The 15,588-nt window shown below is 37.7% G+C and carries 15 protein-coding genes, 1 other RNA gene and 1 pseudogene; 2 read left to right on the top strand and 15 right to left on the bottom strand.

Annotation, left to right across the window (positions count from 1 at the left end):
- Positions 1-48 precede the first annotated feature (48 nt).
- The 3 genes from BK584_RS02260 to BK584_RS02270 form a co-directional block, all read right to left on the bottom strand.
- Positions 49-1,560 carry a gluconokinase gene (locus BK584_RS02260; protein WP_078391080.1) on the bottom strand — a complete coding sequence of 504 codons (1,512 nt, stop codon included), beginning with the start codon at positions 1,558-1,560 and terminating at the stop codon, positions 49-51.
- 94 nt (positions 1,561-1,654) lie between these two features.
- Positions 1,655-1,948 carry a hypothetical protein gene (locus BK584_RS02265; protein ID WP_078391081.1) on the bottom strand — a complete coding sequence of 98 codons (294 nt, stop codon included), beginning with the start codon at positions 1,946-1,948 and terminating at the stop codon, positions 1,655-1,657.
- A 229-nt stretch (positions 1,949-2,177) separates the two neighbouring features.
- Positions 2,178-2,456, bottom strand: a complete 279-nt coding sequence (locus BK584_RS02270) for a hypothetical protein (protein ID WP_078391082.1) — start codon at positions 2,454-2,456, stop codon at positions 2,178-2,180.
- A gap of 390 nt (positions 2,457-2,846) precedes the next feature.
- On the opposite strand from BK584_RS02270, the gene BK584_RS02275 reads away from it, so the two are divergent.
- A complete protein-coding gene (locus BK584_RS02275) occupies positions 2,847-3,050 on the top strand; it encodes an alpha/beta-type small acid-soluble spore protein (protein WP_078391083.1) in 204 nt (67 codons plus the stop codon).
- Between the two features lie 321 nt (positions 3,051-3,371).
- On the opposite strand, the pseudogene BK584_RS02280 reads toward BK584_RS02275, so the two are convergent.
- The 12 genes and pseudogenes from BK584_RS02280 to BK584_RS02335 form a co-directional block, all read right to left on the bottom strand.
- Positions 3,372-3,770: pseudogene (locus BK584_RS02280) on the bottom strand (RidA family protein).
- Positions 3,771-4,315: 545 nt separating this feature from the next.
- Positions 4,316-5,023: a M23 family metallopeptidase gene (locus tag BK584_RS02285; protein ID WP_078391084.1), complete on the bottom strand. Its 708-nt coding sequence runs from the start codon at positions 5,021-5,023 to the stop codon at positions 4,316-4,318.
- Positions 5,024-5,138: 115 nt separating this feature from the next.
- Positions 5,139-5,771: a TetR/AcrR family transcriptional regulator gene (locus tag BK584_RS02290; protein ID WP_218970334.1), complete on the bottom strand. Its 633-nt coding sequence runs from the start codon at positions 5,769-5,771 to the stop codon at positions 5,139-5,141.
- 287 nt (positions 5,772-6,058) lie between these two features.
- Positions 6,059-7,213: a THUMP domain-containing class I SAM-dependent RNA methyltransferase gene (locus tag BK584_RS02295; protein WP_078391086.1), complete on the bottom strand. Its 1,155-nt coding sequence runs from the start codon at positions 7,211-7,213 to the stop codon at positions 6,059-6,061.
- Between the two features lie 30 nt (positions 7,214-7,243).
- Positions 7,244-7,507, bottom strand: a complete 264-nt coding sequence (locus BK584_RS02300; RefSeq protein WP_078391087.1) for a hypothetical protein — start codon at positions 7,505-7,507, stop codon at positions 7,244-7,246.
- A gap of 104 nt (positions 7,508-7,611) precedes the next feature.
- Positions 7,612-7,993, bottom strand: an RNA gene (gene rnpB, locus BK584_RS02305) — RNase P RNA component class B.
- A 60-nt stretch (positions 7,994-8,053) separates the two neighbouring features.
- Positions 8,054-8,455 carry a ribonuclease HI family protein gene (locus BK584_RS02310; RefSeq protein WP_078391088.1) on the bottom strand — a complete coding sequence of 134 codons (402 nt, stop codon included), beginning with the start codon at positions 8,453-8,455 and terminating at the stop codon, positions 8,054-8,056.
- 10 nt (positions 8,456-8,465) lie between these two features.
- A complete protein-coding gene (gene gpsB / locus BK584_RS02315; protein ID WP_078391089.1) occupies positions 8,466-8,783 on the bottom strand; it encodes a cell division regulator GpsB in 318 nt (105 codons plus the stop codon).
- 103 nt (positions 8,784-8,886) lie between these two features.
- Complete coding sequence (locus BK584_RS02320) at positions 8,887-9,483, bottom strand: SLOG family protein (protein WP_245808791.1); 597 nt, start codon at positions 9,481-9,483, stop codon at positions 8,887-8,889.
- Between the two features lie 13 nt (positions 9,484-9,496).
- Positions 9,497-9,895, bottom strand: coding sequence for a spore coat protein (locus BK584_RS02325; protein WP_078391090.1), 399 nt, complete (start codon positions 9,893-9,895; stop codon positions 9,497-9,499).
- Positions 9,896-10,082: 187 nt separating this feature from the next.
- Positions 10,083-11,303 carry a ribonuclease H-like domain-containing protein gene (locus BK584_RS02330; protein WP_169871017.1) on the bottom strand — a complete coding sequence of 407 codons (1,221 nt, stop codon included), beginning with the start codon at positions 11,301-11,303 and terminating at the stop codon, positions 10,083-10,085.
- Between the two features lie 38 nt (positions 11,304-11,341).
- The gene (locus BK584_RS02335; RefSeq protein ID WP_078391092.1) at positions 11,342-13,612 is read right to left on the bottom strand and encodes a DEAD/DEAH box helicase; all 2,271 of its coding nucleotides are present in this window, start codon (positions 13,610-13,612) and stop codon (positions 11,342-11,344) included.
- 162 nt (positions 13,613-13,774) lie between these two features.
- Between BK584_RS02335 and pepF the strand changes: the two genes are divergently transcribed.
- The gene (gene pepF / locus BK584_RS02340; protein ID WP_078391093.1) at positions 13,775-15,574 is read left to right on the top strand and encodes an oligoendopeptidase F; all 1,800 of its coding nucleotides are present in this window, start codon (positions 13,775-13,777) and stop codon (positions 15,572-15,574) included.
- The last annotated feature ends 14 nt before the right edge of the window (positions 15,575-15,588 follow it).

Here is a 15,588-nt window from a genome sequence, read left to right on the forward strand (position 1 = left end):
CAAAAGGCGGAGGATTTATACTCTTGGTTTACATAATAATATTATGGTCTACTTATTTTGCATCTCTACAAATACCGCAAACTCATTTTCTAATTTCTGATAGACTCGTTCATAAAGATTGTGCATTTCTTCGTATCGGGCATGGTTATCCTCATTTGGTATAAACACTTTATTGATAATCTGTTTTGAAGCAGAAAATAAATAATTCTCACCTATTGCGTGTTTAGCAAGTAAAACGGCCCCTAATGCACTTGCGTGGTATGTTTCAGGTAAATGAATCTCTTTTCCAGTTATATCTGCAAGCATCTGTACCCATTCGTCAGAACGTGCAAATCCTCCTGAAGCTTGAATAATTTCTAGCTCACCTATTGATTCTTGCAACCCTTTAACGATTGAATAAACACTGTATATTACACCTTCCATAACTGCTCTAGCGAAATGAGCCCGCTTATGAATCATCGATACGCCTAAAAAGGATCCCCTTGCATCAGGATTCCAGTATGGTGCTCGCTCGCCATTTAAAAAAGGCAGAAACAATAGACCTTGTGATCCTGCAGGTATCGTCATCGCTTCTTGTATAATTTGTTCAGTGGCACTCTTACCACCATCAATGTTCTTTAATTCCTTTGCAAACTCATTTAAATACCATTGCAAAGCGAGTCCACCATTATTTGTTGCACCGCCTGCAACCCAACTATCATCAGTAAGCACATAGCAAAATGTTCGCATATGCTCGTCTGTAATTGGTTTATCTGCAATTGTTCGTACCGCACCACTCGTCCCAATTGTTACTGCAATCGTTCCTGGTTTTATCGCATTTGCTCCTACATTTGCTAAAACACCATCGCTTGCGCCTATAATAAAACGGCATTTATCAGTAAGCGATAAATCGAGTTGACGTTGAGATGTTAATGAAGGTAGTTCGTATGTAGTTGGAACAATCTCTGATAATTGGTTATTATCGATTTCAATAAACTTTAAGATTTCTTCATCCCATTTTCGATCTTTTAAATGATACAATCCAGTTCCACTGGCTAATGATTGATCCACAACATATATTCCGAATAGGCATTTACATAAGTATTCTTTTATAGATAGAAATTTAAACGCTTGTTTAAATATTTGTGGACGCTCAGTTCGAAGCCACTGAATTTTGCCAATCCAAGACATTGGGTGGATTGGTGTCCCTGTCTTCTCATAAAAGTGTTTTCCTTTTGAGGAAGATTTGAGTTCTTTTATAAATGCTGCACAACGATTATCTGCCCACGTAATTAAAGGTGTTAATGGAACGTTATTTTTATCAACGACCATTAAGGAATGCATTGCCGATGAAATCCCTATTAGACGTATATCTTCTTTGTTTATAGATGCTTGCTTGACTAATTCTCTTATTGTTTTTAAACAAGCAGCTACAATTACTTCGGGATCTTGTTCAGCAAAATCTGGCTTCTCTTTTATTAATGGGTATGTCACCTCATAATCATCGACTTGTTTGTTATCTTTAGAAAACAGAACGGCTTTTGTACTTGTCGTTCCTATATCTAGTCCAATTGAATACATAGTTGTTAAATCCCCTTCCTGACTGATCTACCTTCTATCATTACGTAAAAAAGTATATTTGTCACGGGGATATGATAAAAAGAGGAAAAAAGTGCTAAAAAGTAATTTCTCTCCGTTGTGCTCCTAGCTCAATAAACCAGTCTGAATCTCCAAGTTCAAGTGCTAATAATTGCATGCTATGATAATCCTCATCTTTTAACGTAACAGGAGCCAACGTAACGTCCTTTTGATAGATTAAAATAGGTTCCTGTGATCGTTCTGGTTCTAGGGAATAGAAATAATATGTTTGGAATGACTTATCCTTACATGAAAAAGATTTGTTCTTTTCGATCCATCCGAGTATTTTTTTTGTACCACGTTTTATAATTACCCAAGATCCATCAATCATGAAGATACACTCCTTTTGCTGTAGTGTATCTCTTTTTGGTTTTGTTTATGTTCTTTTTTATAAAAATATTACGGTAAATGAAATTATAGGCTTAAGCGAAACACTTATAAAAAATAACTAACTCAAGTGAAATATACTTGAGTTAGTTATCACTCCACTCCTCATTCTCAAGACTTCGGACCACTTCAATCGATTTTTTCCTATTGTGCTTATATAGTTGCTCTCGTTTCTAATCTGGAATTGTATTCTCCACTATTTCTGCAATCCCCCAAAGAATACCACCTATTACAAGTGAACCGTTTAATGTGATGATAAAATAAAACCACGAATATCCTGATTGATTTAGTTCCACGACGATAAAAGCACTAATAAACCCTATTAATAATTGAATAATCGCTAAACTCATCAAGGAAGTTGCCACTCCACTATAATAATGACGTTCTTTATACATTGCTTGATAGGAAGTCGATCGCTTTCCAGTTCGAATCGATTTAGAATATATAGGCAATAAAGCCATCCTCCTTATTTTCAGATTCCAAATAAGTAATATTTAAATCAGACATTCATTTTTCCTCTGAGTGTTAAGCAGAGTTGTCTTATATCAACGAATCGTTTAACACATTATTCATTTCATTTTAATGAGAGCTTAATTTGAATCAAAGTATACTGTTAAATTCTAGTGTAGTAAAGTATAAAAAAATAAAAAAATCAATAAGTAAGCACAAAGGAAGATCATTTTAACCTTGTTTAATGTAAACGTAACATTACTTCCTCGCTGTCCGATTTTTACTTGACAGAATAAGTAATATGTATCGATAGTAGAAAAATTTAAAAAAGCCGTATATAAATCGACAATAATTGACACGCTTATATCACTAAAGTAAGAGAGGTGATACATATGGCTAACCAAAAAAGCTCAAACAACTTGGTCGTACCTGGCGTACAACAAGCGATTGATCAAATGAAATACGAAATTGCTTCTGAATTTGGAGTGACTCTTGGTGGGGATACCACTTCTCGTGCAAACGGATCTGTTGGTGGAGAAATTACGAAGCGTCTTGTTCAGATGGCTGAACAGCAAATGGGCGGTAAACAATACTAGAATTACGTATAAAGTTAGAAAGATGCGCCGAGGAAACTTTATTGTCGACAGGAAACACATTTTTTATGTACACTTAATTTAGTTCTCAATAAAGTTTCTTCTTCGAACCACTGTTTTCAGGTAGACAGTGGTTCACTTTGTGTTTTTATTAGAATAGAAGGGCTCAATTATTAAGCCTCAAAAAAGCATTCTCTTATGAAAGCGTTCTGTATACATTCTTACGATTGTTTTCATTTAATAACAGTTCGCTCATAAAAACATTAAAAACCACGGAAACGTCTAAACTGACGTCCCATGGCTTTGATGAAGCAGGCTAATGAATTACACTTTAGCAGACCAAAGTTCTATTTCTATTTTTATCTCAGGTAAACCTAATTCTGAGAGATATCCTATAGTCATAGCAGGGTAATCATCACTAAACAATTTTCCCCACTCTAATTAAAAGAAATCCCAATCAATTTGCTCTGTAGCCCAAACATTCACCTTTATAATCGTGTCGCTACCCAATTGTTCAGAGTTTAATACAGCTTTTATATTCGTGAATGTATTCTTGACTTGCTCATTAAATTCTTCTGGAAACGTTCCATTTTCTCCTACACCAACTTGACCGGAAGTTACATATAACTCTGCATTCCTTGGAATTTTCGTAATATGAGTGTAATTTCCGACTGGAGCTGGTACAGACGATGGGTTTTTCCTTGTGATTTTTTCGTTTTCCATTTTTTTACCTCGTCATTTTTAGATTTACTGCAGTTTTTCTAGATAACCAATTTTTAGACACACTTCACCCTTGGAAGCTTTTCTAGAAAAAAACAGCAGTGGAGTATCCATATCCTAAAGCTAAAAATGCAAGTGATTTCTTCTTCATGATTAAACACCCCTCTCTCTTGCTATGACGAAGTTTTCTTATTTTTATTATAAATAGTGCTAGACTTTATGTCTAGTTTTAAGACTGACACGGTCTTACCTTTTACTTGATATGTGTTCACTGGGCCATTACAGTTTCACAAAAGAGACACCAACAGCTTCGCGAAAAAAATTATTGGTGTCTCTTAAAAAGAAGTAATCACCAGACTCCAAACACTTTTTAGGCAATACCGCACTCAATTGGTTTGAGACAATGGATAACTGCGATAGGGTTTATTGACATAAACATAACCCTATGGATTACGCTTAACCTACATCATATATCGTTAGCGCTGTGTGCATTTGTGTGTGATCGTAATGAGTTTTGTAATAGATATTTAAATTTTTACAAAATTAATTCATTGCCATTTATCAGATTTTTGAAAGCTTATTCTATCCTTATTTGTTGGAATCCCAGAATTTACTTTTTCCCATATGCCATTTTTAAATATTTCGTATTGTTCAAAGGCAACAGGCAATCCGTTTGCAGTAGCTATGTCACTACTATCCATAAGTTGAAAATGCAAATGCGGAGCAAAGGAGTTACCTGAATGACCAACTCTACCAATAACTTCACCTTTTTTTACACGCTGACCAACTGAAACCTGAATGGACCCTGTTTGAAGATGGACTAATCCAGCATATACATTGTCGGCACATTCTAAAATAATGTAGTTGCCAGCAACTGATTGTATGTCGTCTTTTTTCGGATCGAAATAACGAGCATTTTTATAAGCGTTAGATATATCTGAAAGCAATTTCGTTCTTTTTCGTTCTTTATAACCATCTTCTGCTTGGAGAATGATCCCCTCACAAGGAGCATATACTTCTTGCCCCCAGCAATAATATTCATCTAAGGGAATTCCGAAAAGTAGATAGTGCGCCAAACTAACGCGATAGGCGGGCCAGCCCTTTCTTTCCCAATCCACTTGAATAAAGTCATAAGCATATCTTGATCCTAATTGGTTTGTGCCATGACTTGGAATTTTTGTCCCTGGCGTGTTAGGAGAGTACCATTCTCCTCTCAAAGGAAACTCTACAATTATCGGCTCACGCGCGTCAATCATCTCATATCCCTCTCCTCCGTCGATTCTTTACCTACATAATTGAAAATGACTAATCCTACAAGGGCAATTCCCAGTATAGTACTGATACGTACAGGCATGCGTTTTTACTTAACCCTTATTCCTTACTTGACGTGTAGAATAGTTTTCTAAGTTCAACAAAATATCCATCAAGTTTTTCAACAACGAATTCATAGTTCAAAGCCGGAGATTCTGAATTTCTAATATCATCTACTATTTCATTAGTAAATCCAATAGTAGACCAAAATATAAACTGCTTGCACTTTTCTATATCCAGCTCCTTTCTAAACTTAGCTTCATCTATTTCATCAAATAATTTGGGACAACAGCTTGAACGTTCTTTGCGCGATCTATTTTCGAGTTCCTCATTAATCTCGTTGGAATTAGTGGTTCGTGAAAGTTTATTAAACTCTAAAATCCAAGGGTACTTTTCCGATAATTTAAGTTGCAAAAGATATGATTGACGCAGTCTGTCAAAAATATCCTTTTCATTATAATTCATTAATTCAACATATTCCTTTTTAATTAAATCAGAGAAGTAATCATACACAACAAGAAAAAGCTCCTGCTTGCTACTTACATAGTGGAACATAAGGGCTTTGGAAATTCCCGTTTTTTTTGCTATTACATTTGTTGAAGCGTTGTCATAACCCTGTGAAGAAAATTCTTTTAACGCTGCATTTAGAATCGCGTCCCTTCTTTTAGAGTCTAAATCTAATAATTTAGTCAACATCTGTCACTCCTTAATAAGAAACGTAATTAACCTATTAGGTCAATTTCATTATAGGGTTATTTACCTGAAAGGTCAACGAATGTGTTAGTTAAACAAGAATTAAACAATTTTATTATGAAATTTTGAGTGTCCTACAAAACTTTAAACTCCCGATCCAGGACAGCTAATGGAATTGATTATCCTGGAACAAAAAAGACACACCTTCGTTGTTTTTAACAACAATGAATAGTGTGTCTTACTCGATAAATAATCAGGCTACTAAAGTCCATAAAACAAAAACAACATCAAATCGTTGGACTTTCCTCTTTCCTTGGCGGCCTTGGTCCAAAGAACTGATAATAGTCGGTTTTAATATTTCCGTTATACAATTTTCGTTTTTTATTTGCTTGTTTCCCGTACAGTTTTTCAAACCCTTCGTGAGAAGTAAGCAAGTAAACAGACCACGTATCATGTAACGCCATTACACGCCCCATGTCTCTATACATTTGCTCCACTTCATCTCGTTCCCCTAGACGTTCTCCATAGGGAGGATTTGCAACGACAATGCCGTATGAACCTTTATGACGAAAATCACTAATTTGCATCTGTTTAAAGGAAATCAAATCCCCAAACCCTGCTTCCATCGCATTCCCTTTTGCAAGTTCAATCGATCGATGGTCGATATCAGAGCCCATGATATCTAATTTCTGATCATAGTTCGCTAAATCTTCAACTTCCTGCCTAGCTTGATTCCAGCGCTCATCACCTATCCAATGCCACTCTTCGGATACAAAGTCTCGATTAAATCCAGGCGCGATGTTTTGTCCAATCATAGCAGCTTCAATAGCAAGAGTACCTGAACCACAAAAAGGGTCTGCAAATGGTCTGTCTTGATCCCAAGTAGTTAATTGAATCATCGCCGCAGCAAGCGTTTCTTTTAACGGAGCTTGATTATGAAGTGCCCGATAGCCACGTTTATGTAAACCTTGTCCACTTGCGTCAATCGTTAATGTTGCAACGTCTTTTAATAAAGCAATTTCTATCCGAAAAAACGGTCCATCTTCATCAAACCACTCGCGTTTGTATTTCTTTTTCATGCTTTCAACGACTGCTTTTTTTACAATTGCTTGGCAATCTGATACACTAAAAAGCTTTGACTTTACTGAACGTCCAATGACAGGAAACTCCGCATCAGGAGGAAGTAAATCTGCCCAAGGTAAAGCCTTTGTTTTTTCAAAAAGCTCATCAAAGCTAAATGCTTTAAATTCCCCCACTCGAACTTTAATCCGGTCGGCAGTTCTAAGCCAAAGGTTTGCTCGTGGAATGGCGCTTAAATCAGCTTCAAAAAGCACACGCCCATTCTCAACGGTAACCTCTGTGTATCCAAGATCTTTTATTTCCCTCGCACAAATAGCTTCAAGACCCATTGTTGTTGTTGCAATAAGTGTCACTTTATCCATATGTCCATAACTCCCTTTGGTTCCATCCAATTAATGCAGCAAATAGCCGCCTTGCGCATATGCAGTAATGGCACCTATAACAGCCACTACGCCAAATCCAAGTATAGATATTGTTGCTATCCGTTTTGATGAATCTGATCGATGGTACAAATAAACAACACCCATATAAAAAGCAAACATAACAAGAAGAAACAATCCACCTGTACCAATTAAATAGCCTTGTATGGCAAATCCAATTACATTTAAAACAAATAGAAGCGTACCAATTATATACATCACTTTTGCTTGATTCATTTTAGAACAATCCTCCTACAATTCATTTACTTTAGTGTACCAGAAACCAAATAAAAAAACCCTTTACAAGGGTTTTAACTCGCTTATAAATTCATCTGCACGCCATCAATAAGCCATGTTCTGTACTTTTGTACTGCAAACGGTGATGAACCTCGTACTCCAGTGGTAACCATCTATCTACGAACCTAATCGTTCTTTTAGTTCTGTTCAGTTCCAGACTAAAAAATGCCCCTACCATTGTTTGGGTTTCTCGCTCGTGGGGTTTACCTCGTTCCACTCTACCCGTTTCCAGGCAGACTTCGTCACTGTGGCACTTTCAAGGAGTGTGTACCATATCTTATAAAAAACGTAGGTACTTCTCCTGCCGTCAACTAACTTTTAGCTGCCCTAGCTTATGAATTGGCTAGGCACGAACACTACCAGCATCTCAGCTGGTGCGAGCATGGACTTTCCTCTACGCTCATCGCGCAGCGGCTACCTTTTGGCATGTTTGTTCATAAGCGACCTTTGTATTATAACGCACAATGTAAACTTTCGCAATGCTTACTAGTAGATTCGTTTCGGCTCTCGAATGGCCAACCTGGCAAGTTCATCTGCTTTTTTATTTTGTTTACTCGGTACCCACTTTATGAAAAAAAGCTCGAATGCATCTATTTTTTCCAAAACCTCTGTTAGATACGTAGCAAATAATTTATTTTTCACATAGCGCTTATCGATGCAGTCACTAACCAGTTTAGAATCTGTACGAGCAGAGACATGTTTAAACCCTTTATCCAAACAAAGGGAAAGCGCAATGTTCAAAGCAGCAAACTCTGCTTCATGGTTTGTCATTTCACCTAAATGATAACGATGCTCACTAACATGACCGTCGTTCTGAACAATAACAATTCCCGCACCTGAAACCCCAGGATCACCAGCACTTGCTCCATCCGTATATAAATGAATCATCAAACAAAACCTATTCGTACATTTTGCTGCCAAAAACTTTTTTCTCTAAGTTGGACAGACGCTGCAAGATGTCATAATTCGTGCTTCCTGCGGTTGGTTGACTAACAGGTTGGCTACGTTGTGGTCGTTCTACTTGTCGTTTTACTTCTTGTTTTAAATGTTCATTCTCTTTTTCTAAAAGTTCAACTTTCTTCTGAAACGCTTCATAATCCTGAATAACTGAATCTAAAAATTTATCTACCTCTTCTTGGCTATACCCTCGCATACCCACCTTAAAATCTTTATTCAATATTTCCTTTGCTGTTAACTTAATCTCGACTGTACTCATCCAAAATCACCTCATGTTCTATTCCTCAATACTTCTATTTTTTCAAAAGTCCAGCCTAAAGTCAATTTATACATATAGTCTTACATAAATTTTTACAGTATCCTTACCAATCACCTAAAGCCTCTTCTCGGGCCATCTCATCTATTTCTTCTGGAGAGATATAATAGACTGGTTTGTTTTGTGAAAGAGCAGAACGAACGTAAAAAGATGGTGATCCTTCTTTTTCTTCATCATATAGCACGAGCAATGCATCTGTTTTTTGAACTAAAAAATCATTTTTTTGTTTTAACTGTCCAGGATTTTCATATGGACGTTTAGAAATACATTCAACAAAATCTGCTTTTTCTAATCGTGATGCATATCGTTCTTTTGTGTTTTCCTGCCAATTCTCTTCTTGAGATTGAAATGGAGGTAAAATAGCAAGTCGTATTTGATGGTAGTCGCTTTCTCTTAATTCTGCTACAACGTCACATGCCCATTGCTCTACCCCTAATTGCCCACTCGTAATAAACCACTCTGTTCCCTCTTCTATAAATGGAATGAGTCTCTTTTTAATTGTTTTTTTTATAAGTTCGACGCCTGGGTGTTTTTCGCTAAACACGCCAAGTTCATGCGCTTTATAACCAGTTATAAGTAACGAATGAATAGCTTGTCCCTCCTTATTTGAAGTGTCAAGCGAGCTAACGTTCTGCTCGCTCAACAACTAGCAATTTTTATTTCTTGTACCCACTATATGGAGAAACATTTGATTGTTTCAAATTTGATGGTCCCATATTTTTTGGCTTCATGTTTGTTGGAGCCATATTGTTCGGCGCCCAATTTGATGGAGCCACATTGTTTTGCATTGGTTGTTCACAATACTGCTCATTTTTCACATGCTCCTGAACACTATCAGAATGCGGATAATGATGAACATGTTTGTATACATGATTCTTCACATGAGTTGTGTGAGAAGGATGAATTTCTGGCACAATATACTCCTGTGTACTTTGTACAACATTATGCTTTGTTGGGTGCACCACCGCTGGTAATTCACACGATTGTGTTGGAAGAGTTTGGTTACACTTTGGGCGTCGTGGTGGGCAACAATGATTTGGTCTCTTGTGGAACATAAGATAAAGTCCTCCTTTTTTGTTTTGAGTCATTAATACCTTATGTTGGTTCCTACACAGATGTACTAGTTGAAAAACCTATTTTTCATTGTTTTATTTACGAGTCCACCAACACACTGTCAAGAAAGTCGATAAAGTCATATTTCCCACGAATAAAGTCGTCTTATGCGCTTGCCCGGGAAATGACTTATTTATTGCTTTTTTGTTTTAACCTTTTTATTCGTTTAATCGATTCCATTCGTTCTTTACTAGTCGTTGACTCTCTAAGTGCTCGTTGAGCATAGTCCATTGCTTTATTAGGGTCCTTAAAATGATGTTCCGTTATTAGAGCGATTTCAGTTGCACTCTCCCAAGCATGGTAATCATTTTGTAAACAATCAAGAAAGCTACTGATTGCCTCAGTATATGCACGCTTTTTTTTAAGTAAATATGCTTTTTTAAAACGTGCTGGATAACGCCATTCACTCTGTTTTAATTCAACCTCATTAAACAACGCCAGTGCCTGCTCGCTCTCTCCCGTCGATTCATACCAACGTGCAATTTCGTACTGTTCCTTATCCGTTGAATAGTCACTTGCCCCTAAAATCGTTTCTGTTAATTTAGCATAAAGAGCAATTAAAGAGAGAACATCTATTTCGTGGTGCGTTAAAACACTTTTAATAAAAGAAGGATCTCCTTCTCGAACAAAATCAAAATACAACATCGGCACAAGGTAAGACGGCGTATCATCATGTCGTTTAATTGCTAGTTTTTCTGATTCAAGAGTACTCAAATTACATGAAGGTAACGTGTCTTTCCAAAGGCGCCGTGATCCATGAAGTAAATCAAAATGCCCGAACTTAGGTAAAGCAGGTACTGCATCACGTAAATAAGCGTGCCTTGTTTTTAAACGAGGCCAATCAAATGCTTTTCCATTAAAACTAACGAGATGATCCATGCCCTTTACATCTGCTAAAAAGAAATGATACAAAGCTGGTTCTGCTTCTGGACCAGAAAGTAAATATTGGCGTACTCGAACGCCTGTATCTGTGAATGACGCATAACCTAACAAGAACATTTGTGTACCAGCTCCACTGCTTAAGCCGGTCGTTTCTGTATCAAAAAAAATCAACTTTGATAGCGGCAACCCTTTTTTTGAAAGAGGATGCTTTAAGTTACTTGTGTCCCAACGATTTAAGATCTCTTTCATTTCAGCAAAAGACTGATCACCATGTTGAACACCATATGAATACTCTTTTTCTCGTATAAAACAAATCATTGAATCAAACACATGTGCATGTGTTTCAATTTGAGCCCACGTATCCTCATGGTCCTTTAGTTGCTGCTGATCTGCTTCCAGTTCTTGCTCTTGTTTAGGATGGGACGATAGATGAGATTCGAATCGTTTTATTTTTGATTTAATGGACATTTTTTCTCCTTTCTTCATCTTATTACGGTGCGTGAAATTTAATGGCTATCATCATCTTTACAAACATGCTTTACTAATTTTTTAACAATCATTTTTATATTGCGTTCACTTGATGCACTACCGATACACGCTGGGCAACCTGCTTCACATCCACAGGAATCAAGGAGAGCTTCTACATGACCAAAAACAGCTTCGGTACGTGCGTAAATCTCCTTAGCTAAACCTATTCCCCCTGGATATGAATCATAGATGAAAATCGTTGGCAGCTCTGAGTGCTCTGCTTTAATTTGTGGCACCACGCGAATGTCACCTCGATCACACATCACATGAACCGGAGCAGCATGATGGAGTAAGTTAGCTAGTCCCACAAGTGCCTGATCAAGCCAGTCTTGTCCAATTTCATTTAATACCATCAAATGAAAAGACAGCCACATTGCGTTTGTATGCAATTCCTCTTCTGGTAAATGGATAGGACCAGACCCAATATTCTCCATTGATGTTAATCGAAGCTTTTTGAAAATCGTCGCTTTACCAGTTACGCTCACATCACCAAAAGATACACTTGCCTTTTCTTCATGACGTGACTCATCTTCTTCGAGAACTCGTAACGAGACGGCCAGATTTGCATCGGTGAAATATTCAACTTGTACTTCTCGCACAAAGGCTTTTTTCTCATCCCAATCTAAGTATTCCACTTGATATTGAACACCTTGGTGTAAATAAATCGCTTCATCATGAAGGAGTGTCATGGCACTAAACCGGTCCATCTCTCCAATTACAATATGGTTTGTGACGTCTGACTGATCTATAATGACTACATTCTCTTGTGAGGCAGAACGTAAACTTATACCATGTGCTGGAAAAGCATCATTCATCCAATACCATTTATTTGCTTTAAAGTGCACCACATGTTGTTCTGCTAAGTAATCCAAATAATCATCAACAATCTCCCCACCAAATGTATCTCCTGAACAAAAAGGAAGTTCATAGGCTGCGCATTTTAAATGATCAATAAAGATTACAAGGTTATGCGGATTTAAGCGAGCTGTTTCAGGTGGTCGATCAAAAAAGTAATTCGGATTTTTAACCATATACTGATCTAGCGGAGTAGAAGCAGCAACCATTAAAACAGCCGATTCATTTTGCCTTCTTCCTGCTCTCCCAGCCTGTTGCCAAGAACTAGCAATTGTTCCTGGATAACCCGTCATAATACAAACTTCCAGTTGACCAATGTCAACACCTAATTCAAGCGCATTTGTAGAAACTACACCTTTAATATCACCTGAGCGTAACCCTTTTTCTATCTCTCGCCGTTGCTTTGGTAAATAACCACCTCTGTAGCCACGTATTGCTGAAGGTCCAAAATTTCGTTTAGTCAATTCTTGTAATCTACTTAGTATAAGTTCCACTCGCACCCTGCTTTTTGCAAAAACAATTGTTTGGATGCCTTCTTTTAAAAACTGTCCAGCAAGTTCATTCACTTTCGTCATTGCACTTTGCCTTATTTGTAACGGTTGATTAACCAATGGAGGGTTATAAAAAATAAAGTGCTTTTTCCCTCGAGGTGCACCATTTTGATCAATCAATTGAAACGTTTCTCCCGTTAATTCTTCAGCCAATTCCTTTGGATTCGCAATGGTAGCAGATGTGCAAATAAACTGCGGTGACGACCCATAGTAAGCACAGATTCGCTTTAAACGAGTGATGACATTGGCCACATGACTCCCAAAAACACCTCGATACGTGTGAAGTTCATCAATGACGATATAACGAAGGTTCTCAAAAAAAGAAACCCACTTCGCGTGGTGTGGCAATATTCCTGAATGGAGCATATCAGGATTCGTTATCACTACATGTCCGGCTTTTCTAATGGTTGTGCGAATTTGTGGTGCTGTGTCTCCATCGTACGTATGACACCTTACCTCAACACCCATATCGTGAATCATTTCATGTAAATCACTCATTTGATCTTGTGCCAATGCTTTTGTTGGGAATAAATACAAAGCCCGGTTGTTTTCATCTGCTAAAATCTCTTCTAGCACGGGCACGTTATAACACAATGATTTCCCAGATGCGGTCGGGGTCACCGCCACTAAATGCTTTTTTTGTTTAGCTAAATGAACAGCCTCACTTTGATGTGTATATAATTCGCCAATTCCTCGTTTTCGAAGCGCCATACAAATTCGTTCGTCTAGCATTTCTGGAAAGGGGGCCGTTTTTGCTTCTATCGGTTCAAGCTCATGCCAATAAGCGATATTTTCATCATTCCGCAACTCAGTTAACAGTTGTGGAAGGGTTCTTTTAAACATCAAACCACCTCAACTTTTTACTTCTCTTCATTTTAGCGAATGGTTGTTCTGTTGGCTACCAAAAAGATTGTTAACAAAAATTCTGATAAATGAATGGCAAAAGCGCTATTTTTATGTATAATAATAGATATTTCGAATAACGAAATTTAGGAGGCTATTCATATGGAATTAATAAAAAGAAACGATGTGCCTATTGAGGAAACATGGAACCTAACCGATATATTTTCATCGATTTCAGAATGGGAAACGGCTTTAAAAGAAGTGGAAAACGAAGCAAAAAAACTTCCTCTTTTTAATGAAAAAATAGGTGAGCGTGCTGAACATTTGCTTCATGCACTACAAGTTCGAGAAGCACTGTTAGAAAGAGCTGTACCAGTTCTAACCTATGCAAGTCTTTCGTTATCAGCTGATGGTACAAATCCAGAAGCTCAAGGGAATGCTAGTCACGTTCAATCAGTCCAAGCGATTATACAGGCTGAATTAGCCAAAACAGAAGCAGTATTAATGTCTTTACCAAACTCAATTATCGAACAATTCCAAACAGAGCTACCTGAACTTGAGCGCTATACGGTCTATTTAGCTAACATACTTGAAAACAAACCATATGCTTTATCAGCCGAGACCGAAGAAACGCTTGCTGCGTTATCACCTGTTCTTGGAAGTCCTTACAGTACATACTCAATGAGCAAATCTGCAGATATGACATTCCCTCCCTTCGAAGGAGCTGATGGCGAAGAAAAGCCACTTTCATTTGCCCGATTTGAAGATCAATACGAACTTTCTTCAGATACGAACGAACGTCGTAATGCTTATGAAGCTTTTGATGAAACACTCAAAAAATATGAAAATACGTATGCGAAGCTTTATGCGAGTGAAGTTTCAAAACAAGTTACCCTTGCCAGGTTACGGGGCTACAAGTCTGCAGAAGACATGTTGCTTCATTCTCAACATGTTAATAAAACGATGTACCATAACCAATTAGACACAATCTATCATGAATTAGCTCCACATATGCAACGATACGCCAAACTCAAAAAAGAAGTGCTCCAATTAGAGAAGTTCGGGTTTTCAGACTTAAAAGCACCATTGGACCCTGAATTTGAACCTGAAACAACTTATGAGAAAGCTTTTGATACGATCATTGAAGCATTGGCACCACTTGGAGAAGAGTACACAGCCATGTTGCACGAAGCAAAAGAGAATCGCTGGGTTGACCGTGCGGACAATATCGGCAAAGCAACTGGTGCATTTTGTTCCAGCCCATACGGCTCTCACCCTTATATTTTAATGACTTGGAAAGATACGATGCGTGGTGCATTTATATTAGCACATGAGCTTGGTCACGCTAATCACTTCTATTTAGCCAATGCTCATCAGCCCCTCAATGCCACACGTCCATCAACGTATTGTGTGGAAGCACCATCAACAATGAATGAGTTGTTTTTAGGAAATCACTTGCTCCAATCAACTGACGATCCAAGAATGAAACGCTGGGTCGTTTTGCAATTTATCGGTACTTATTACCATAATTTCGTCACCCATTTACTAGAAGGCGAATTTCAACGTCGCGTTTACGCTCATGCTGAAATAGGCACGCCCCTTACGGCTAGCTTACTTCGAACGACAAAACAAGAAGTTCTCAAAGGTTTCTGGGGAGATGCGGTTGACATTGATGACCGAGCCGGACGTACTTGGATGAGACAACCTCATTATTATATGGGCCTTTATCCATACACATACTCCGCAGGTCTAACAGCAGCGACAAAAGCGTATACTCTTTATCAAGAGCAAGGACAGCCTGTGATAGATTCTTGGCTGGAAATGTTAAAAGCTGGCGGAACAAAACGACCAATTGATTTACTAAAAGTTGCTGGTGTTGATATGGAACAAAAAGAAACGATTCAAGCAGCCGTTTCATACGTTGGCAAATTAATTTCAGATTTAGAAAATAGCTACCGGTAATACATAAAAACAAA

It is taken from the genome of Shouchella patagoniensis (assembly GCF_002019705.1).
GTDB classification, from domain to species: Bacteria; Bacillota; Bacilli; order Bacillales; family Bacillaceae_D; genus Shouchella; species Shouchella patagoniensis.